Origin of the sequence: Streptococcus downii (assembly GCF_004353325.1) — a bacterium.
Lineage (GTDB): Bacteria > Bacillota > Bacilli > Lactobacillales > Streptococcaceae > Streptococcus > Streptococcus downii.
The window spans coordinates 1-17,900 of sequence record NZ_MZNX01000001.1; the positions used below are offsets into that span (position 1 = coordinate 1).

The window sequence follows — 17,900 nt, forward strand, 5'->3', positions numbered from 1 at the left end:
TAAAGAAATTATCCAGTGGATGATTTCTTCACGAGTATGAAAATTCGAGAACGAGTAAAGCAGGATATAGCCTTGGTGCAAACCACCCGTTAGACGGGTGGTTATGATTTTATAAATGAAGTAAATTTCTCAAAATTCAAAACTTAATTTTGGCATCTATAATTACCTTTATATTTTATTTTTAGTTTGTTTAGCTTTAAATTCTTCTTTTATAGGATTTGAAGCTTTTTTAGTTCGTTTTTCTGTTAGACTAGTGTTAATAATAAGAAAGGGATTTTTTATATGCTTCAAAAATTTTATGAACGAGCATTTGTCTTTTTGAAACTAGTTGAACAAGAATATGCTTCTTTATGTCAGAGTTGTGCTGAGTGGGAATCACTTCATCTTCGTTTTTTACTTTATTATTTGATAAGATTTAGAATTAAAAGCGATAAAGAGTTTTGTTTATATCATTTTCAGACGGCCTATCGCTTGTATCTAGATAAATTCTTGCTAGAAGGTACTACTCTAAACTAGTGACGTTCATATATCATTTATCACGAACAATAATCTGTATTGATTTTATATTTTGTAGGATTTTGTTTAATTTTTAAGGTTTTGAATTTTGTTATTTACAGAAATTCCAAATCTTTTCCAGTGTTTCTTCTTGATAAAATGGTCTTTTTTTCTTATAATAAATTGTAAGATATAATTGCAGGTGAGACTCCTGCCATGTATATGAGAAAGGAAGAGCTCCTAGTAGCTCAGACAAGATTATGACTTCAGTTGTTGTTGTAGGTACCCAATGGGGCGATGAAGGTAAAGGGAAAATTACAGATTTTCTTTCAGCTAATGCAGAGGTGATTGCTCGTTACCAAGGTGGTGATAATGCTGGTCACACAATTGTGATTGATGGCAAGAAATTTAAATTGCACTTGATTCCATCAGGTATTTTCTTCCCTGAAAAAATTTCAGTTATTGGGAATGGGATGGTTGTGAACCCGAAATCTCTTGTGAAAGAGTTGAGCTATCTTCATGAGGAAGGTGTGACAACTGATAACTTGCGTATTTCTGATCGTGCACATGTCATTTTGCCATATCATATTGAATTAGACCGTTTGCAAGAAGAAGCTAAGGGTGACAATAAAATCGGGACTACTATCAAGGGTATTGGCCCAGCCTACATGGATAAAGCTGCTCGTGTAGGGATTCGAATTGCGGATCTTTTGGATAAGGATATTTTCCGTGAACGCTTGGAACGCAATCTTTCGGAAAAGAATCGTTTGTTTGAAAAATTGTATGACAGTACCCCTATTTCAATTGATGATATTTTTGAAGAGTACTATGAGTATGGCCAACAAATCAAGCAATACGTGACAGATACATCCGTTATCTTGAACAATGCACTTGATAATGGCAAACGTGTGCTGTTTGAAGGTGCGCAAGGTGTCATGTTGGACATTGACCAAGGGACTTATCCATTTGTTACTTCTTCAAATCCTGTCGCTGGTGGTGTGACAATTGGGTCTGGTGTTGGTCCAAGTAAGATTGACAAGGTTGTAGGTGTATGTAAAGCCTACACAAGTCGTGTAGGAGACGGACCTTTCCCAACTGAATTGTTTGATGAAGTGGGAGATCGCATCCGTGAAGTAGGTCATGAATATGGTACAACAACTGGTCGTCCACGTCGTGTGGGTTGGTTTGACTCAGTTGTGATGCGTCACAGCCGCCGTGTATCTGGGATTACCAATCTTTCATTGAATTCTATCGATGTTTTGAGCGGTTTGGATACTGTAAAAATCTGTGTCGCCTATGATCTTGATGGTCAACGTATTGATTACTATCCTGCTAGTCTTGAGCAGTTGAAACGTTGTAAGCCAATCTACGAGGAATTGCCAGGTTGGTCAGAAGACATCACTGGAGTCCGTAATTTGGAAGACCTTCCTGAGAATGCACGTAACTATGTTCGTCGTGTAAGTGAGTTGGTTGGTGTTCGTATCTCAACTTTCTCAGTAGGTCCCGGTCGTGAACAAACTAATATTTTAGAAAGTGTTTGGTCATAGGAGATTTTTAAGATTAGTTTAAGACAGGTTGGGTATACTATAGACAGTTACAAGAAGACCTCCTAACTTGTTGTAACAAATATCCTAAACTTTTCTTTTTCATAATAATCTCCCTATTAAGTCACCGCATTCGGTGGCTTTTTTAGTTCATAAGTCCTATATAGGCTTCTACATGACTTTTTAAGATAAAGAAAAAAACAGTGGGATAGAAATCTCTAGACTAAGTCTCGATTTGGTAAACCTATATCTGTAAGATTTCAACATTTGAGTAAATTGGTTAATGTTGTGAATGGAGAAAAGAAGTTTTGGTAAAAGTAGCTTTTTGAATTCTAAAATACCAACAAATCGTTAAATTTGCTAACACATCAAAGGCTCATAACTAAGCAAAAATGAGGTTGGGATTTTTGATCCCAGCCTCTTCAGTGAACTATTTTCTTTAGAATTTATAAGTTAGATAAAATTAAATTTTTTGTAAATTAGCTTATTTGATAACTTGGTTTCCTGATTTGTCATTTTGAATTTGGTTCATTTCGTGCATAAAAACATCTGCTTTCAGTTTATCTGTGATGATACTGACACTTATTAGCTTATTTAGATTTTTCTCATATCCTTCTAAAAAAATAGGATTTCTAATTTTCATGGTTAACTTTGCACAATTAAAGGGACGCTTTTTAATGGTTATTTGTTTGATATCTTGAAGTTTAAATTGATAATGTAATACGCTGAGGCCTTTGCTACTATAGGTATAATACTGAACAGTATTGTTTTTATGAACTTCTAATTTTACTCCATTTATGAAGAGATAATACCCCATAAACCATAGAAGAAGTGGAGCATAAATCAGTACGATTGCTATAATAATCTTGTCTGTAAAATCGGTATTATAAGCTATCAGATGCTTTAGAATCCAGAGAATCATAACAGATAAAGATATCATGAATGGTCCCCCTGCTCTATTAAATTGATTTTTATATGGAAACATTAAGGTAAATTTTGGTTTATCCAGTAATAACTCTAATTTCATCATTTACCCTTTCATATTGTTTATTGTATAAATATCAGTATATTCATCTCTTGAACTTTCTATGTCAGTTATCCCCATTATTTTAAGTTCATGATTTCTGATTTTCTATCAATTTTGTTAATATTATACTCTTTTTAAAACATTATTTCTACAATCCAGCGATTTGATACTATCTAAAGTTAGTCAGTGTAAATATTATAGAGCTCTTTTTTTGTCTAGGAAAACATGCTATAATGATAGAATTGATAAGCAGGAAAAGAGAGAAACTATGGATTATACAGTTGAAGAAAAAGAATCCTTTATGAGAGAGGCTTTGAGAGAGGCAGAAATTGCTCTGGAACACGATGAAATTCCAATTGGTTGTGTGATTGTCAAGGATGGAGAGATCATTGGTCGTGGGCATAATGCGCGCGAGGAGTTGCAACGGGCGGTTATGCATGCAGAAATCATGGCCATAGAAAATGCGAATGCAAGTGAAGAGAGTTGGCGTCTGCTTGATTGTACGTTGTTTGTGACCATTGAGCCTTGTGTTATGTGTAGTGGGGCGATTGGACTTGCCCGTATTCCAAATGTAGTTTACGGGGCTAAAAACCAGAAATTTGGTGCAGCTGGGAGTCTGTATGACATCTTGACAGATGAGCGTCTTAATCATCGTGTAGAGGTCGAAACGGGAGTTTTGGAGAGTGAGTGTGCAGCGATTATGCAGGATTTTTTCCGAAATCGACGGAAAAAATAATTTCTCTTTAAAAACAGAGGAGAATGTGGTATAATAGATAATGGAGCAACAGTTCTGCGTGAAGCGGGTCAGGGGAGGAATCCAGCAGCCCTAAGCGAGTGTGAATTGTGTGCTCTTTTTTCGTGCTTTTTTCGAATAAATAAGATAAAATAGCCTAGAATAAATGATTATAGAAAAGAGAAAAATATGAAAATTCGTGGTTTTGAATTGGTTTCGAGTTTTACAGATGAAAATTTGCTACCGAAGCGTGAGACAGCTCATGCAGCTGGTTATGATTTAAAGGTTGCAGAACGCACTGTGATTGCTCCAGGAGAGATTGTTCTCGTTCCGACTGGTGTCAAGGCTTACATGCAGCCGACAGAAGTGCTCTATCTCTATGACCGTTCTTCAAATCCTCGTAAGAAGGGTCTGGTCTTGATCAACTCTGTTGGCGTTATTGATGGGGATTATTATGGAAATCCTGGAAATGAGGGACATATCTTTGCGCAGATGAAAAACATTACTGATCAGGAAGTGGTTCTTGAAGTTGGGGAACGTGTGGTTCAGGCTGTCTTTGCACCATTTTTAATCGCAGATGGAGATGAGGCAGACGGCGTGCGAACTGGTGGATTTGGATCGACTGGACACTAGGATGAAAATCATCTTTGTGCGTCACGGGGAGCCAGATTATCATGAACTAGAAGAGCGTTTTTATACAGGTTTTGGAATGGACTTGGCACCCTTATCTGAGAAGGGACGACAACAAGCTCAGGAACTTTGGCAAAATCCTTTGCTACAATCGGCTAATCTACTAGTGACTTCAGCAGTAACGAGAGCTTTAGAAACGGCTTCTTATGTTTCTTGTGCTACTGGACTTCCTTTGAGAGTGGAGCCTATGTTACACGAATGGCAGGTCTATGAAGTAGGCATAGAAAACTTCGAAAAAGCTAGATGTCTGTTTTTAGAAAACAAGGGGGAGTTACTTCCTAATAGCCCTATTCAATATGAGACAGCTACGGAGATGAAGTCTCGATTTCTAGAATCTATGGCTAAGTATCGAGATTACCAGACCGTGATAGTGGTAACTCACAACATGCTCATACGTCAATTTGTGCCAAATGAGAAGATTGATTTTTGCCAAGTGATTGAGTGTGAGATAGAGATTTAGAAAGAGGTTTATTATCGCAAAGAAAAAAGCGACATTTGTATGTCAAAATTGTGGGTATAATTCCCCTAAATATCTGGGACGTTGTCCCAACTGTGGGTCTTGGTCTTCTTTTGTAGAAGAGGTTGAGGTTGCCGAGGTCAAGAATGCACGTGTATCCTTGACAGGGGAGAAAACCAAGCCCATGAAACTGGCTGAGGTGACTTCCATCAATGTCAATCGAACAAAGACGGAGATGGAGGAATTCAACCGTGTACTTGGAGGCGGAGTGGTACCCGGAAGTCTCGTTCTCATCGGTGGGGATCCTGGGATTGGGAAATCAACCCTTCTCCTACAAGTTTCAACCCAGCTGTCTCAAGTGGGGACTGTTCTCTATGTCAGTGGGGAGGAGTCTGCCCAGCAAATCAAGCTACGAGCAGAGCGCTTGGGAGATATCGATAGCGAGTTTTATCTCTATGCAGAAACCAATATGCAGAGTGTTCGAGCTGAGGTGGAGCGCATCCAACCAGATTTTCTCATCATTGACTCTATCCAGACCATTATGTCTCCTGAGATTTCAGGGGTGCAGGGGTCTGTGTCTCAGGTGCGTGAGGTGACCGCTGAGCTTATGCAGCTGGCTAAGACCAATAACATTGCCATCTTTATCGTAGGGCATGTGACCAAGGAAGGAACCTTGGCTGGTCCGCGTATGTTGGAGCACATGGTAGATACGGTACTTTACTTTGAAGGGGAGCGCCACCATACCTTCCGTATCCTGAGAGCAGTCAAAAACCGTTTTGGTTCCACTAATGAGATTGGCATCTTTGAGATGCAGTCAGGTGGATTGGTTGAGGTGCTCAATCCGAGTCAAGTTTTCCTAGAAGAGCGTTTGGACGGGGCGACTGGCTCGTCAATCGTTGTGACCATGGAAGGGACCCGTCCGATTTTGGCGGAGGTTCAGGCTTTGGTGACACCAACCATGTTTGGAAATGCTAAACGCACAACAACAGGTCTTGATTTCAATCGTGCGAGTCTGATTATGGCTGTTTTGGAAAAACGAGCAGGGCTTCTCTTGCAAAATCAGGATGCCTATCTCAAATCTGCTGGTGGTGTCAAATTAGATGAGCCTGCCATTGACTTGGCTGTTGCGGTTGCCATTGCTTCGAGCTACAAAGACAAGCCTACCAATCCTCAGGAATGTTTTGTGGGAGAACTTGGTTTGACGGGAGAGATCCGTCGCGTGAATCGTATCGAGCAACGCATCAATGAAGCGGCTAAGCTTGGATTTACAAAAATCTATGTACCCAAGAATTCCTTGACAGGAATCACTCCACCCAAGGAAATTGAGGTCATTGGTGTGACAACTATTCAGGAAGTTTTGAAAAAGGTCTTTGCTTAATCTGTGACAAATTCTCTTAAAAATGATAAGATAGGAGAAATGTTTGATGATCAAATTTTTAAGGGGGAAATCGTGTCGTATTTTGAACAGTTTATGCAAGCCAATCAGGCTTATGTTGCCCTACATGGGCAGTTAAATTTGCCACTTAAACCCAAAACCAGAGTAGCTATCGTGACCTGCATGGACTCACGTCTGCACGTTGCACAAGCTCTGGGTCTGGCACTTGGGGATGCCCATATCTTGCGGAATGCGGGTGGTCGAGTAACTGAGGACATGATTCGTTCACTGGTGATTTCCCAGCAACAAATGGGGACAAGAGAAATTGTGGTGCTTCACCATACAGACTGTGGAGCTCAAACTTTTCAAAATGAAAGTTTTCATGAACATTTGAAACACGAGCTCGGAGTTGATGTGTCTGATCAAGATTTTTTACCATTCCAGGATGTTGAAGAGAGTGTGAGAGAGGACATGCAGTTGCTTCGAGAATCTCCACTGATTCCTGATGATGTGGTTATTTCAGGTGCTGTCTATGATGTGGATACAGGAAGTATGAGAGAAGTATACTAACTTTGTCTCGAAAAAATCTTATCCTAGCATAAAATCGATTGCTAAAATGTAGGATTTTTAATTTTAATATAGCTAATATAAAAAAGTAAAAAACAAGGGTATAAATGTTTGCTCTTGTTTTATTTTTGATTGAAAAATAAAGGAAAAAGCGCTACAATGGTAGATGGAAAATGTTGTGTAAAAACAAGTGATACATAAATACCGGAGGAAATCATGTCTTTTTCTGATTTAAAGCTGTTTGCCCTTTCTTCTAATAGAGAATTGGCAGAACGTGTGGCGCAAGAAATTGGGATAGAGTTGGGGAAATCGACTGTTCGCCAATTTTCAGATGGGGAGATTCAGGTCAACATTGAAGAATCAATCCGTGGAAAACACGTCTTTATCCTACAATCAACTAGTTCACCTGTAAATGACAATCTGCTCGAAATTTTGATCATGGTAGATGCCTTGAAGCGGGCTAGTGCAGAATCTGTCAATGTTGTTATGCCCTACTATGGCTATGCACGTCAGGATAGAAAAGCGCGCGCGCGTGAGCCAATCACTGCAAAACTCGTTGCAAACATGCTAGAAGTTGCTGGCGTAGATCGTTTGTTGACGATTGATTTGCACGCTGCACAGATTCAGGGATTCTTTGATATTCCTGTAGATCACTTGATGGGTGCTCCATTGATTGCGGACTATTTTGAACGTCGTGGCATGGTTGGTTCTGACTACGTGGTTGTCAGCCCAGACCATGGTGGAGTGACTCGTGCTCGTAAATTGGCAGAGTTTTTGAAAACCCCGATTGCGATTATTGACAAACGCCGTAGTGTAGACAAGATGAATACCAGTGAAGTGATGAACATCATTGGTAAGGTAGAAGGTAAGACTTGTATCTTGATTGACGATATGATCGATACAGCTGGAACCATTTGTCATGCAGCGGATGCTCTTGCTGAAGCAGGTGCTGTTGAAGTTTACGCAAGCTGTACGCACCCAGTACTTTCTGGTCCTGCTATGGATAATATCCAAAAATCAGCTATTAAAAAATTGGTTGTTTTGGATACTATCTACCTACCAGAAGAGCGTTTGATTGATAAGATTGAACAAATTTCGATTGCTCATCTTCTGGGCGATGCTATTATCCGTATCCACGAAAAACGTCCTCTTTCTCCCCTATTTTGTATTGAGAAAAAGATTTAATCTTTCACTTGAAGTAGACAGAACTCCTAGCAGGTTTCTTTTCTTGCTAGGAGATTTTTTGTAGTCAAAATCTGCAAGCCTTTTCAAAATATGCTATACTGAGAAAAAAGGAGGATTTCTATGAGCCAAGAATTTATCAATCCAAGTGATGGTGTGGTCCGTCAATATCTTGCAACCAGTAAAACATTAGCGGTAGTGGGCTTGTCCGACCGTGAAGAAACAACTAGCAATCGAGTGACTAAGGAAATGCAGGCTCGGGGCTATAAAATCATTCCAGTTAATCCCAAGGCTGCAGGTGGTGAAATCTTGGGAGAAAAGGCTTATGCCAGTCTAGATGAGATTCCTTTTCCTGTGGACATTGTCAATGTTTACCGACGTAGCGAGTTTTTACCAGATGTGGCACGTGATTTTCTCAAGGCTGATGCCAAGATTTTTTGGGCACAACTGGGACTAGAAAGTCTAGAAGCGGAAGAAATCTTGCGTGCTGGAGGATGCGACGACATCGTGATGAATCGCTGTATCAAGAGAGAACATACACGCTTAATTCTTGAACAATAAAAGGTAGCCATGGGCTACCTTTTGTGTTAGAAAATGCCGATAAGGGTCTGCATACCAAGACTGGTGAGGATGATGGCAATCCAGCAGATGGCTCCAAGAAGAATGGATTTTCCACTGGATTTGACCATAGCGACCAGATTGGTTTTGAGACCGATAGCACTCATGGCCATGACAATAAGGAATTTAGAGAGTTGTTTGAGAGGGGTAAAGAAACTACTGGACACACCTAGAGAGGTGAGTAGTGTAGTGAGGAGAGAGGCAAGGATAAAGTAAAGGATAAAAAGTGGGAAGACTTTTTTCAGTTGTAGGCTTTGCTTGTTTTCTTGTTGGCGACTTTGCCAGTAGGATAGAAAGAGCGTGATAGGGATAATGGCCAAAGTACGTGTGAGTTTAACAATGGTTGCAGACTCGAGGGTATTGCTTTGGTAAAGACTGTCCCAAGCGCTGGCGGCAGCCGTTACAGAGGAAGTGTCGTTGACCGCAGTCCCTGCAAAGAGGGCGAAGCCTTCATTGGATAGATGAAGCCAGGTGCCGAGGGTTGGAAAGATGAGCGCAGCCAAGACATTGAAGAAAAAGATAACGGAAATGGCTTGGGCTACTTCCTTTTCCTTAGCATCAATAACGGGCGCTGTCGCTGCAATGGCAGAGCCACCACAGATAGAAGAACCTACTCCAACCAAGGTAGCCAGTTTTGTATCCAGTGCAAAGAAGCGCTGGAAGAAATAGGCAATAATCAGAGCTATTGAGATGGTGGACAGGATGACAGGGAGTGAAGATTGTCCGACTGCGAAGACTTGCGAGATATTGAGACCAAAACCAAGCAAGACAACGGCATATTGGAGCAATTTTTTAGAACTAAAGGTCAATCCAGCATCCAGTTGTTTATAAGACGAGAGCCAGGGATGGAGGAGCATCCCAGCAAAAATTGCAAAGACAGGTGCACCCACGACGGGGAAAAATCCTCCCAGGAACCAAGATACGATAGAAATGAGAAGGCAGGCCAAGATTCCTGCTCCATTTTTTGATAAAAATGACATATAAACCTCCGAAAATAAGCACTTATTATTATAGTCCTGTCGAGAAAAAAAGTAAAATAGAAAGTGAAAAATGCAGCTTTCAGATGGATTTTGCGGTCAGGGAGCTTTTGTAGTATAATAGTACTATGTTCTGTAAGCAAGGGGGTATCTATGGACTTAACCAAGCGCTTTAATAAACAATTAGATAAGATTCAAGTGTCCTTGATTCGTCAGTTTGATCAGGCCATTTCAGAGATCCCTGGAGTTCTGCGTTTGACCTTGGGAGAGCCTGACTTTACAACGCCAGATCATGTCAAGGAGGCAGCCAAGCGAGCGATTGACCAGAACCAGTCCTACTATACAGGGATGAGCGGTTTACTGACCTTGCGTCAGGCAGCTAGTGATTTTGTAAAAGAAAAATACCAGTTGGACTACAATCCTGAAAATGAAATCTTGGTTACTATCGGAGCGACAGAGGCCTTATCTGCTACTTTGACAGCTATCTTAGAAGAAGGAGACAGGGTTCTTTTGCCAGCTCCTGCTTATCCAGGATATGAGCCGATTGTCAATCTAGTTGGGGCAGAGATTGTCGAGATTGATACAACTGAAAATGGTTTTGTCTTGACTCCTGAAATGCTGGAAAAGGCAATTTTGGAGCAGGGGGACAAGCTCAAAGCGGTTATTCTCAACTATCCGGCTAATCCGACAGGAATTACCTATAGTAGGGAGCAGTTGGAAGCCTTGGCAGAAGTTTTACGCAAGTATGAGATTTTCGTTGTCTGTGATGAGGTTTACTCAGAATTGACCTATACAGGGGAAGCTCATGTGTCTCTAGGAACTATGCTGAGAGACCAGGCTATTATTATCAATGGCTTGTCTAAATCGCATGCTATGACAGGTTGGCGCTTGGGTCTGATTTTCGCTCCTGCAACTTTCACAGCGCAGTTGATTAAGAGTCACCAGTACTTGGTAACTGCCGCAAATACCATGGCTCAACATGCTGCGGTGGAGGCTTTGACCGCTGGTAAAAACGACGCCGAGCCTATGAAGAAGGAATACATCCAGCGTCGAGATTATATCATCGAGAAGATGACTGCCCTTGATTTTGAGATTATCAAACCAGACGGTGCCTTCTATATCTTTGCTAAGATTCCAGCGGGTTACAATCAAGACTCCTTTGCTTTTCTGAAGGATTTTGCCTATAAGAAGGCCGTTGCCTTTATCCCTGGTGCAGCCTTTGGGCGTTACGGAGAAGGCTATGTGCGTTTGTCTTATGCAGCCAGCATGGAAACGATCACAGAGGCCATGAAACGACTTGAGGAGTATATGAGAGAAGCATGATTCAGTCTATCACGAGTCAAGGTCTCGTACTCTACAATCGTAACTTTCGTGAGGATGACAAGCTAGTCAAAATTTTTACCGAGCAGGCGGGCAAGCGCATGTTTTTCGTCAAACACGCTGGCCAGTCCAAACTGGCGCCTGTTATTCAACCCTTGGTGTTGGCACGATTTCTCTTGCGAATCAATGATGATGGGCTCAGTTACATCGAGGACTACCATGAGGTGATGACCTTTCCCAAGATTAATAGTGACCTCTTTGTCATGGCCTATGCGACCTACGTAGCAGCTCTTGCAGATGCTAGTTTGCAGGATAATCAGCAGGATGCTCCCTTGTTTGCTTTTTTGCAAAAGACTTTGGAATTGATGGAAGAGGGCTTGGATTATCAAGTTTTGACCAATATTTTTGAAATTCAAATCTTGACCCGATTTGGAATTGGGCTCAATTTTAATGAGTGTGTCTTTTGTCATCGAGTTGGTCAGGCTTTTGACTTTTCTTTCAAATATGGAGCCTGCCTCTGCCCAGACCATTATCATGAGGACGAGAGACGTTGCTATCTGAATCCCAATATCCCTTATCTGCTCAATCAATTTCAAGCTATTGATTTTGAGACCTTGGAGACCATTTCGCTCAAGTCCGAAATCAAGCAAGACTTGCGCAAGTTTATGGATCAGATCTACGAAGAGTACGTCGGGATTCACCTAAAATCAAAGAAATTTATTGATTCCCTAGCAGACTGGGGACAATTACTAAAAGAGGAAGACAAATGAAAAAAATCGCAGTAGATGCTATGGGGGGCGATTATGCACCTCAAGCCATCGTTGAGGGAGTCAACCAAGCCCTTACGGACTTTTCAGATATTGAGGTTCAACTCTATGGAGATGAAAGCAAAATCAAGCAATATCTAACGGCGACAGAGCGTGTCAACATTATCCATACGGATGAGAAAATTAACTCAGACGATGAGCCGACAAAAGCTATCCGTAAGAAGAAAAATGCCAGCATGGTATTAGCAGCCAAGGCAGTCAAGGAGGGAGAAGCAGACGCTGTCCTCTCAGCTGGGAACACAGGTGCCTTGTTGGCTGCGGGATTCTTCATTGTGGGTCGTATCAAGAACATCGACCGTCCTGGACTCATGTCGACCTTGCCGACCATTGATGGAAAAGGTTTTGATATGCTAGACCTTGGAGCTAATGCAGAAAATACAGCTCAACACCTGCATCAATATGCTGTCCTAGGTTCCTTCTACGCGAAAAATGTTCGTAGGATTTCGAAACCACGTGTTGGTTTGCTCAACAACGGAACAGAAAGCAGCAAGGGTGATCCCCTTCGTAAGGAAACCTATGCCTTGCTAGTAGCTGATGAAAGTTTGAATTTTATCGGAAACGTGGAAGCGCGTGATTTGATGAATGGCGTTGCGGATGTTGTCGTGACAGATGGTTTCACGGGAAACGCTGTGCTCAAATCCATCGAAGGTACAGCTATGGGAATCATGGGCTTGCTCAAGACAACTATTACAGGTGGTGGGCTTCGAGCAAAACTTGGTGCTCTCCTTCTCAAGGATAGCCTTAAAGGTTTGAAAAAGCAACTCAACTATTCAGATGTTGGAGGCGCTGTTTTGTTTGGTGTCAAGGCACCTGTTGTTAAGACTCATGGCTCAAGTGATGCTAAAGCTGTGTACAGTACGATTCGCCAGATTCGTACCATGCTAGAAACAGACGTAGTTGCTCAAACTGCGCGTGAATTTTCAGGAGAATAAAAAGATGACAGAAAAAGAAATTTTTGACCGTATTGTGATCATTATCCAAGAACGACAGGGAGAGGACTTTGTCGTGACAGAAACCTTGAGTTTGAAAGACGATCTCGATGCAGACTCAGTGGACTTGATGGAGTTTGTCTTGACGCTAGAAGATGAATTTGGAATCGAGATCAGCGATGAGGAAATTGACCAATTGCAAAGTGTAGCAGATGTGGTCAGAACTATTAAAGGTAAGATATAGCAAAAAGCAACATGCAAGTCATGTTGTTTTTTTTATTTGCAGGAAAAAAGAAAAACGTTAAAACTTTTAGTAGAAATTACGAATAAAGAGATGAGAAAGAAAAAAGGAGGAACGTTTATGTACGTGACCGGTTTTTATCCCTGGTTCATTAAGTGGTTTTTAAAATAAAAATGAATGAATTGTTCATTTTCGAATTGTTTTGCGAATGGATAAGTGAGAAGAAAAGAAAGGAGACTACGCGATGTATTTACCAATCTTATTGCCATGGTTTATCAAATGGTATTTAAAATAAATGAAATTTACCTGTTCATTTTAAATCACTTCTTGAATAGATAAGTGAGAAGAAAAGGAAGGAGAGAAAAAATGATTTCAGTAATTTATCCAATCTGGTTTTTAAAATGGTTTAAAATCTAGAAGTCGTAAACTAAAAAATAGAAATAAAGGAGAAAAAAGATGACAAACTTTGACAAAATGGAACAGAACTTTGTAACTCTTACAGAAGAAGAGTTGATGGATGTGGATGGGGGTTCTGTTACTGCTGTGGTAGTAGGGGGCATCCTACTTATTGGCGGTATTGCTTGGGGATACTTTATGTGATAATAGGAGGATAAAATGAATATGAATAATTTAAATAATTGGCCAGAGTTGACAGAAGACGAATTAATGAATACTGATGGAGGCGTGATCACATTCGCTACGATTGGTATTGGAGTGACTATTTTCCTTGGCGGTAGATTAATCGGGCAAGATTTAAAGCGTAGGTTTGGATAAAAAGTGATTAGGTATGAAAAATCGAAAAAATTTAATAGGCGTGCTTTTAATCAGTTTTGGAGCACTCTGCGTTCTAGGTGATTTAAATGTAATTACCTTTAAAGTTGATCAGTATGTAGGCTCGGAATTATGGATTCCAATCCTTATTTTAATGATGAGTTATTTGGATTCAGGCAAAAACAAGGTTTAAAGAGAACTATTGTTAGTGTGTGGGAAATACTATTGAATAGTCATCTTTTAGTTACTATCAATGAAAAAAGAACTAAAAAAATGGAGAAATAAATGAAGATTTCAGAAGAATTTTCAGTAATTATTATATCAGCTTCAGGAATAGTAGAGCTTTTGGTTGGAGTAGCTATTGGATTAGCCAGTATTATTTAAAAAGGAGAGAGAAAAATGAAAAAACTGGATGAAAAATTTGACATCATGACAGAAGCAGATTTGGCTCTTACTGAAGGAGGCTTCGTTGTCACTACTTCCACAGCAATAGCTTGGGGTATATTAGGAGTAGCTTCTTATATGTATGGGCGTTATCTAGGAAGTAGACGTTAAGCTAAAAATTTGGGATAAAGTAGGTAAGGAAATTAACCATGAATCACAACATTAATCTCAACACACTCTTACCTAAATTAGCCACTGTATTTCCTTTGTTGGCAATCGGCCTGCATCTTGCGCTTCATGTGATTCGTACAGGTTCATTAGTATCCTTTGATTGGCAATGGACTTTAGTTGGTTTGCTTGCTTCTGGCTATTTTGGTATTTTTTGTAAAGATTTGTCAAAAAATAATCAAAACTATAAATGATGAATCTGAATGAAAAGGATTTTGTGCATATGAATGGCGGAGTTTTTCCACCTTTCTTATCAGGTAAATAGGAGTCTACCATGAAAAAATTCTTATTAGGATTTGCTGAGGGATATTTTATTGTATCACTCATTATCTACATCGCAACGTATTTGATTTTGAAAAATCCGATCAATACCTTGTTTTATCCAGAAACCTATCCGATTCTGCTTGGTCTGTTTTATGTAGGATATAAGTACGAAACAAAAGAAAGTACGATTGGGAATTGATGGACCATCAGATTGGAGTTCGGGATGAAAGTTGTTCAATTACTAGGAAAAGCTTGGCCAGAGACCACTGTATTGTTTAGCTCGATGGCTTATCTAATTATTAGAATCTTGGCTGATGTAAACAAAATAAACCTAGCTACATGGTTTGAATATTATGATATACCTACGATTTCATTATTCTTGATAACCTTTATCTTACTTTATAGAAGTGAAGAAAAAGATGACAAGTGGTGACAATATTAGTCTGATTTCTGTAGCTCCAGCATAAAAGCAATCTTGGAGTGTTAGACCAATGAACCGTAATCTACATTTAGTTAGGAAGGTGTCTATATGTTAAAAAAGAAGTGATGTTATTAGGGGGCTTCTACTAGTACGTATTGTGCTTTCTATCCTTCAAGTTTTAATGGACTATAAGCTATTGCCAGGAAAGTATAGTGTAAATTTCATGGAAGTTTCATACTTGTTCTCTTATCCCCTACTTCTTTTAATCATTTACATAGCGGTAAAATACCATACTATCCAGAAAATAACGGCTAAAGAAGGCAATGAGGACGAAAATGACTAAGATTTTAAAATCTATTCTTGTATTCACTTTCCTATTTTTGATGAATATTTTCATCTTTGGGATACTAGCAACTCTTGGATTTCAAGTAACAATGAGTGAAAATAGTTATATGGTGCCCCCGGTGTTTGCGTTTATCGTTTTATACGCCATTCACAAAAGAAGTGGGAAAGGTAAGAAATCTCTGTAATTGAATGATCTAGGTAGGACGTTTGTTCTGCCTATTTTTTGCCAAAAAAAGTGCAGTTTAGGCGTGGATATTGTTTTTTCAGAAATAATTCCCTTATTTCTTCTTCGTTTGGTTAAAATAATCTTACAAAGTTTTTAAGAGATTATTAGAAAAAGGAGATGGATATGAAATTTGGGAAAAGACACTATCGCCCTCAGGTGGATCAGATGGATTGTGGTGTGGCTGCATTGGCCATGGTATTTGGCTACTATGGTAGTTATTACTCCTTGGCTCATCTACGAGAGTTAGCCAAGACGACCATGGATGGGACGACGGCTTTGGGTCTTGTAAAGGTAGCAGAGGAGCTTGGTTTTGAAACGCGGGCTATCAAGGCGGATATGACGCTCTTTGATCTGCCAGATTTGACCTTTCCGTTTGTAGCCCATGTGCTCAAGGAAGGGACATTGCTCCACTATTATGTGGTGATAGGTCAGGATAAGAAAACGATCCATATCGCTGATCCAGATCCTGGTGTCAAGCTGACCAAGATTTCCCGTGAGCGATTTGCGCAAGAATGGACAGGGGTCAGTCTCTTTATGGCGCCATCTCCAGACTATAAACCCCATAAGGAGAAAAAACAGGGACTCCTATCCTTCTTGCCGATATTATTCAAACAACGTGGCTTAATTGCCAATATCGTCCTAGCGACACTCTTGGTGACCCTGATTAACATTGTAGGTTCTTATTATCTGCAGTCTATCATTGATAGTTACGTACCAGACCAGATGCGTTCGACCTTGGGTATTATCTCTATTGGGCTGGTCATCGTCTATATTCTCCAGCAGATTTTGTCTTATGCCCAGGAGTACCTCCTACTAATCCTTGGGCAACGCTTGTCAATTGACGTGATTTTGTCTTATATCAAGCATGTTTTTCACCTGCCAATGTCCTTTTTTGCGACACGCAGGACAGGAGAAATCGTGTCTCGTTTCACGGATGCTAACAGTATCATTGACGCGCTAGCTTCGACCATTTTGTCTATCTTTTTGGATGTGTCGACGATTTTGATTATCTCGCTTGTCTTGTTTTCACAAAATATGACACTCTTTTTCATTAGTCTACTTGCGCTTCCCATCTATACAGTGATTATCTTTGCCTTTATGAAGCCTTTTGAAAAGATGAATCGGGACACTATGGAAGCCAATGCAGTTCTGTCTTCTTCCATCATCGAGGACATCAATGGTATTGAGACTATTAAGTCTTTGACCAGTGAAAGTTCACGCTATCAAAAGATTGACAAGGAATTTGTAGCTTATCTGAAAAAATCCTTTACCTATAGTCGAGCAGAGAGTCAGCAAAAGGCTCTGAAAAAGGTTGCCCATCTCTTGCTCAATGTCGGCATTCTCTGGATGGGAGCTGTTCTGGTCATGGATGGCAAGATGAGTTTGGGGCAGTTGATTACCTATAATACCTTGCTTGTTTACTTTACCAATCCTTTGGAAAATATCATCAATCTGCAAACCAAGCTTCAGACAGCGCAGGTTGCCAATAATCGTTTAAATGAAGTGTATCTGGTAGCTTCGGAGTTTGAGGAGAAGAAAACGGTCGAGGATTTGAGCATGATGAAGGGAGATATGACTTTCAATCAGGTTCACTACAAGTATGGTTACGGTCGAGATGTTTTGTCGGATATCAATTTGACGATTCCGCAAGGTTCTAAAGTGGCTTTTGTGGGAATTTCGGGATCAGGCAAGACAACTTTGGCCAAGATGATGGTTAATTTTTACGATCCAAGTCAGGGAGAGATTAGTCTGGGTGGTGTCAATCTCAATCAGATTGATAAAAAAGCCTTGCGCCAGTATATCAACTATCTGCCTCAACAGCCCTATGTATTTAACGGAACGATTTTGGAGAATCTTCTCCTTGGAGCTAAGGAAGGGACGACACAGGAAGATATCTTACGGGCGGTCGAGTTAGCTGAGATTCGGGAAGATATTGAGCGGATGCCATTGAATTACCAGACAGAGTTGACTTCGGACGGAGCTGGAATTTCTGGCGGACAACGGCAGAGAATTGCTCTGGTGCGTGCTCTTTTAACGGATGCACCTGTTTTGATATTGGACGAGGCGACCAGCAGTCTGGATATCTTGACGGAGAAGCGGATTGTGGATAATCTTATGGCTTTAGACAAGACCTTGATTTTTATCGCCCACCGCTTGACCATCGCTGAGCGGACAGAGAAGGTTGTTGTCTTGGATCAGGGCAAGATTGTCGAAGAAGGAAACCATGTAGACTTGCTTGCCCGAGGTGGATTTTACGCCCATTTGGTCAATAGCTAGAA

At 40.4% G+C, this 17,900-nt stretch carries 23 protein-coding genes and 1 other RNA gene; 22 read left to right on the forward strand and 2 right to left on the reverse strand.

Features of this window, described 5'->3' with window-relative positions; genetic code table 11:
• The first annotated feature begins 282 nt into the window (after positions 1-282).
• Positions 283-516, forward strand: coding sequence for a sigma(X)-activator ComW (comW, locus tag E2R31_RS09885; protein WP_061419175.1), 234 nt, complete (start codon positions 283-285; stop codon positions 514-516).
• A gap of 239 nt (positions 517-755) precedes the next feature.
• Entirely contained in the window at positions 756-2,042 is a 1,287-nt protein-coding gene (locus tag E2R31_RS00010; protein WP_132972212.1) for an adenylosuccinate synthase, read from the forward strand.
• Between the two features lie 481 nt (positions 2,043-2,523).
• Here E2R31_RS00010 and E2R31_RS00015 read toward each other — a convergent pair whose 3' ends face one another.
• Positions 2,524-3,069 carry a hypothetical protein gene (locus tag E2R31_RS00015; RefSeq protein WP_084947551.1) on the reverse strand — a complete coding sequence of 182 codons (546 nt, stop codon included), beginning with the start codon at positions 3,067-3,069 and terminating at the stop codon, positions 2,524-2,526.
• 265 nt (positions 3,070-3,334) lie between these two features.
• Between E2R31_RS00015 and tadA the strand changes: the two genes are divergently transcribed.
• The 8 genes from tadA (at position 3,335) to E2R31_RS00055 (ending at position 8,631) form a co-directional block, all read left to right on the forward strand.
• Positions 3,335-3,802, forward strand: a complete 468-nt coding sequence (gene tadA / locus E2R31_RS00020) for a tRNA adenosine(34) deaminase TadA (RefSeq protein ID WP_084947550.1) — start codon at positions 3,335-3,337, stop codon at positions 3,800-3,802.
• A 32-nt stretch (positions 3,803-3,834) separates the two neighbouring features.
• An RNA gene (ffs, locus tag E2R31_RS00025) (signal recognition particle sRNA small type) lies at positions 3,835-3,931 on the forward strand.
• A gap of 57 nt (positions 3,932-3,988) precedes the next feature.
• Entirely contained in the window at positions 3,989-4,432 is a 444-nt protein-coding gene (locus E2R31_RS00030; protein ID WP_000701981.1) for a dUTP diphosphatase, read from the forward strand.
• Positions 4,383-4,949, forward strand: coding sequence for a histidine phosphatase family protein (locus E2R31_RS00035; RefSeq protein ID WP_162284864.1), 567 nt, complete (start codon positions 4,383-4,385; stop codon positions 4,947-4,949). Before E2R31_RS00030 ends, E2R31_RS00035 begins: the two co-directional genes overlap by 50 nt.
• A gap of 13 nt (positions 4,950-4,962) precedes the next feature.
• A complete protein-coding gene (gene radA / locus E2R31_RS00040; RefSeq protein WP_081021137.1) occupies positions 4,963-6,324 on the forward strand; it encodes a DNA repair protein RadA in 1,362 nt (453 codons plus the stop codon).
• 72 nt (positions 6,325-6,396) lie between these two features.
• The gene (locus E2R31_RS00045; RefSeq protein ID WP_002876632.1) at positions 6,397-6,891 is read left to right on the forward strand and encodes a beta-class carbonic anhydrase; all 495 of its coding nucleotides are present in this window, start codon (positions 6,397-6,399) and stop codon (positions 6,889-6,891) included.
• A 213-nt stretch (positions 6,892-7,104) separates the two neighbouring features.
• On the forward strand, positions 7,105-8,073 hold the full coding sequence (locus tag E2R31_RS00050; RefSeq protein ID WP_000010174.1) for a ribose-phosphate diphosphokinase: 969 nt from the start codon (positions 7,105-7,107) through the stop codon (positions 8,071-8,073).
• A 120-nt stretch (positions 8,074-8,193) separates the two neighbouring features.
• Positions 8,194-8,631 carry a CoA-binding protein gene (locus tag E2R31_RS00055; RefSeq protein ID WP_132972216.1) on the forward strand — a complete coding sequence of 146 codons (438 nt, stop codon included), beginning with the start codon at positions 8,194-8,196 and terminating at the stop codon, positions 8,629-8,631.
• Between the two features lie 26 nt (positions 8,632-8,657).
• On the opposite strand, the gene E2R31_RS00060 is transcribed toward E2R31_RS00055, so the two are convergent.
• Positions 8,658-9,668, reverse strand: a complete 1,011-nt coding sequence (locus E2R31_RS00060; protein WP_132972218.1) for a YeiH family protein — start codon at positions 9,666-9,668, stop codon at positions 8,658-8,660.
• A gap of 150 nt (positions 9,669-9,818) precedes the next feature.
• Here E2R31_RS00060 and E2R31_RS00065 point away from each other — a divergent pair, with 150 nt between their 5' ends.
• The 12 genes from E2R31_RS00065 (at position 9,819) to comA (ending at position 17,898) form a co-directional block, all read left to right on the forward strand.
• Positions 9,819-10,988 carry a pyridoxal phosphate-dependent aminotransferase gene (locus E2R31_RS00065; protein ID WP_132972220.1) on the forward strand — a complete coding sequence of 390 codons (1,170 nt, stop codon included), beginning with the start codon at positions 9,819-9,821 and terminating at the stop codon, positions 10,986-10,988.
• Positions 10,985-11,755 carry a DNA repair protein RecO gene (gene recO, locus E2R31_RS00070; protein ID WP_132972222.1) on the forward strand — a complete coding sequence of 257 codons (771 nt, stop codon included), beginning with the start codon at positions 10,985-10,987 and terminating at the stop codon, positions 11,753-11,755. The genes E2R31_RS00065 and recO overlap by 4 nt, the downstream gene beginning before the upstream one ends.
• The gene (gene plsX, locus E2R31_RS00075; protein WP_132972224.1) at positions 11,752-12,744 is read left to right on the forward strand and encodes a phosphate acyltransferase PlsX; all 993 of its coding nucleotides are present in this window, start codon (positions 11,752-11,754) and stop codon (positions 12,742-12,744) included. Before recO ends, plsX begins: the two co-directional genes overlap by 4 nt.
• A gap of 4 nt (positions 12,745-12,748) precedes the next feature.
• Positions 12,749-12,985, forward strand: coding sequence for an acyl carrier protein (locus tag E2R31_RS00080; protein WP_000136433.1), 237 nt, complete (start codon positions 12,749-12,751; stop codon positions 12,983-12,985).
• Between the two features lie 453 nt (positions 12,986-13,438).
• Complete coding sequence (locus E2R31_RS00085; RefSeq protein WP_000180834.1) at positions 13,439-13,582, forward strand: class IIb bacteriocin, lactobin A/cerein 7B family; 144 nt, start codon at positions 13,439-13,441, stop codon at positions 13,580-13,582.
• 15 nt (positions 13,583-13,597) lie between these two features.
• Complete coding sequence (locus tag E2R31_RS00090; RefSeq protein ID WP_001056955.1) at positions 13,598-13,756, forward strand: class IIb bacteriocin, lactobin A/cerein 7B family; 159 nt, start codon at positions 13,598-13,600, stop codon at positions 13,754-13,756.
• A gap of 396 nt (positions 13,757-14,152) precedes the next feature.
• Positions 14,153-14,308: a hypothetical protein gene (locus tag E2R31_RS09805; RefSeq protein ID WP_165941768.1), complete on the forward strand. Its 156-nt coding sequence runs from the start codon at positions 14,153-14,155 to the stop codon at positions 14,306-14,308.
• 38 nt (positions 14,309-14,346) lie between these two features.
• Positions 14,347-14,559: a bacteriocin immunity protein gene (locus tag E2R31_RS00095; protein ID WP_131200676.1), complete on the forward strand. Its 213-nt coding sequence runs from the start codon at positions 14,347-14,349 to the stop codon at positions 14,557-14,559.
• Positions 14,560-14,639: 80 nt separating this feature from the next.
• The gene (locus E2R31_RS00100) at positions 14,640-14,828 is read left to right on the forward strand and encodes a hypothetical protein (protein WP_132972226.1); all 189 of its coding nucleotides are present in this window, start codon (positions 14,640-14,642) and stop codon (positions 14,826-14,828) included.
• A gap of 24 nt (positions 14,829-14,852) precedes the next feature.
• A complete protein-coding gene (locus tag E2R31_RS00105; RefSeq protein ID WP_132972228.1) occupies positions 14,853-15,062 on the forward strand; it encodes a bacteriocin immunity protein in 210 nt (69 codons plus the stop codon).
• 323 nt (positions 15,063-15,385) lie between these two features.
• A complete protein-coding gene (locus E2R31_RS09890; RefSeq protein WP_132972230.1) occupies positions 15,386-15,580 on the forward strand; it encodes a hypothetical protein in 195 nt (64 codons plus the stop codon).
• A gap of 164 nt (positions 15,581-15,744) precedes the next feature.
• Positions 15,745-17,898 (forward strand): peptide cleavage/export ABC transporter ComA, encoded by a 2,154-nt coding sequence (comA, locus tag E2R31_RS00115; protein ID WP_132972232.1) that lies wholly within the window; start codon positions 15,745-15,747, stop codon positions 17,896-17,898.
• Positions 17,899-17,900 lie beyond the last annotated feature (2 nt).

Excerpts from the sequence above, each read along its gene's own strand:
- comA (WP_132972232.1), top strand. The coding sequence starts at position 15,745 with ATGAAATTTGGGAAAAGACACTATCGCCCTCAGGTGGATCAGATGGAT.
- E2R31_RS00050 (WP_000010174.1), top strand. The coding sequence starts at position 7,105 with ATGTCTTTTTCTGATTTAAAGCTGTTTGCCCTTTCTTCTAATAGAGAA.
- E2R31_RS00030 (WP_000701981.1), top strand. The coding sequence starts at position 3,989 with ATGAAAATTCGTGGTTTTGAATTGGTTTCGAGTTTTACAGATGAAAAT.
- E2R31_RS09805 (WP_165941768.1), top strand. The coding sequence starts at position 14,153 with ATGAAAAAACTGGATGAAAAATTTGACATCATGACAGAAGCAGATTTG.
- E2R31_RS00090 (WP_001056955.1), top strand. The coding sequence starts at position 13,598 with ATGAATATGAATAATTTAAATAATTGGCCAGAGTTGACAGAAGACGAA.
- E2R31_RS00055 (WP_132972216.1), top strand. The coding sequence starts at position 8,194 with ATGAGCCAAGAATTTATCAATCCAAGTGATGGTGTGGTCCGTCAATAT.
- E2R31_RS00085 (WP_000180834.1), top strand. The coding sequence starts at position 13,439 with ATGACAAACTTTGACAAAATGGAACAGAACTTTGTAACTCTTACAGAA.
- E2R31_RS09890 (WP_132972230.1), top strand. The coding sequence starts at position 15,386 with ATGACTAAGATTTTAAAATCTATTCTTGTATTCACTTTCCTATTTTTG.
- plsX (WP_132972224.1), top strand. The coding sequence starts at position 11,752 with ATGAAAAAAATCGCAGTAGATGCTATGGGGGGCGATTATGCACCTCAA.
- E2R31_RS00080 (WP_000136433.1), top strand. The coding sequence starts at position 12,749 with ATGACAGAAAAAGAAATTTTTGACCGTATTGTGATCATTATCCAAGAA.
- E2R31_RS00105 (WP_132972228.1), top strand. The coding sequence starts at position 14,853 with ATGAAAGTTGTTCAATTACTAGGAAAAGCTTGGCCAGAGACCACTGTA.
- recO (WP_132972222.1), top strand. The coding sequence starts at position 10,985 with ATGATTCAGTCTATCACGAGTCAAGGTCTCGTACTCTACAATCGTAAC.
- E2R31_RS00015 (WP_084947551.1), bottom strand. The coding sequence starts at position 3,069 with ATGATGAAATTAGAGTTATTACTGGATAAACCAAAATTTACCTTAATG.
- E2R31_RS00010 (WP_132972212.1), top strand. The coding sequence starts at position 756 with ATGACTTCAGTTGTTGTTGTAGGTACCCAATGGGGCGATGAAGGTAAA.
- E2R31_RS00035 (WP_162284864.1), top strand. The coding sequence starts at position 4,383 with ATGAGGCAGACGGCGTGCGAACTGGTGGATTTGGATCGACTGGACACT.
- E2R31_RS00065 (WP_132972220.1), top strand. The coding sequence starts at position 9,819 with ATGGACTTAACCAAGCGCTTTAATAAACAATTAGATAAGATTCAAGTG.
- E2R31_RS00060 (WP_132972218.1), bottom strand. The coding sequence starts at position 9,668 with ATGTCATTTTTATCAAAAAATGGAGCAGGAATCTTGGCCTGCCTTCTC.
- tadA (WP_084947550.1), top strand. The coding sequence starts at position 3,335 with ATGGATTATACAGTTGAAGAAAAAGAATCCTTTATGAGAGAGGCTTTG.
- E2R31_RS00095 (WP_131200676.1), top strand. The coding sequence starts at position 14,347 with ATGAATCACAACATTAATCTCAACACACTCTTACCTAAATTAGCCACT.
- E2R31_RS00100 (WP_132972226.1), top strand. The coding sequence starts at position 14,640 with ATGAAAAAATTCTTATTAGGATTTGCTGAGGGATATTTTATTGTATCA.
- comW (WP_061419175.1), top strand. The coding sequence starts at position 283 with ATGCTTCAAAAATTTTATGAACGAGCATTTGTCTTTTTGAAACTAGTT.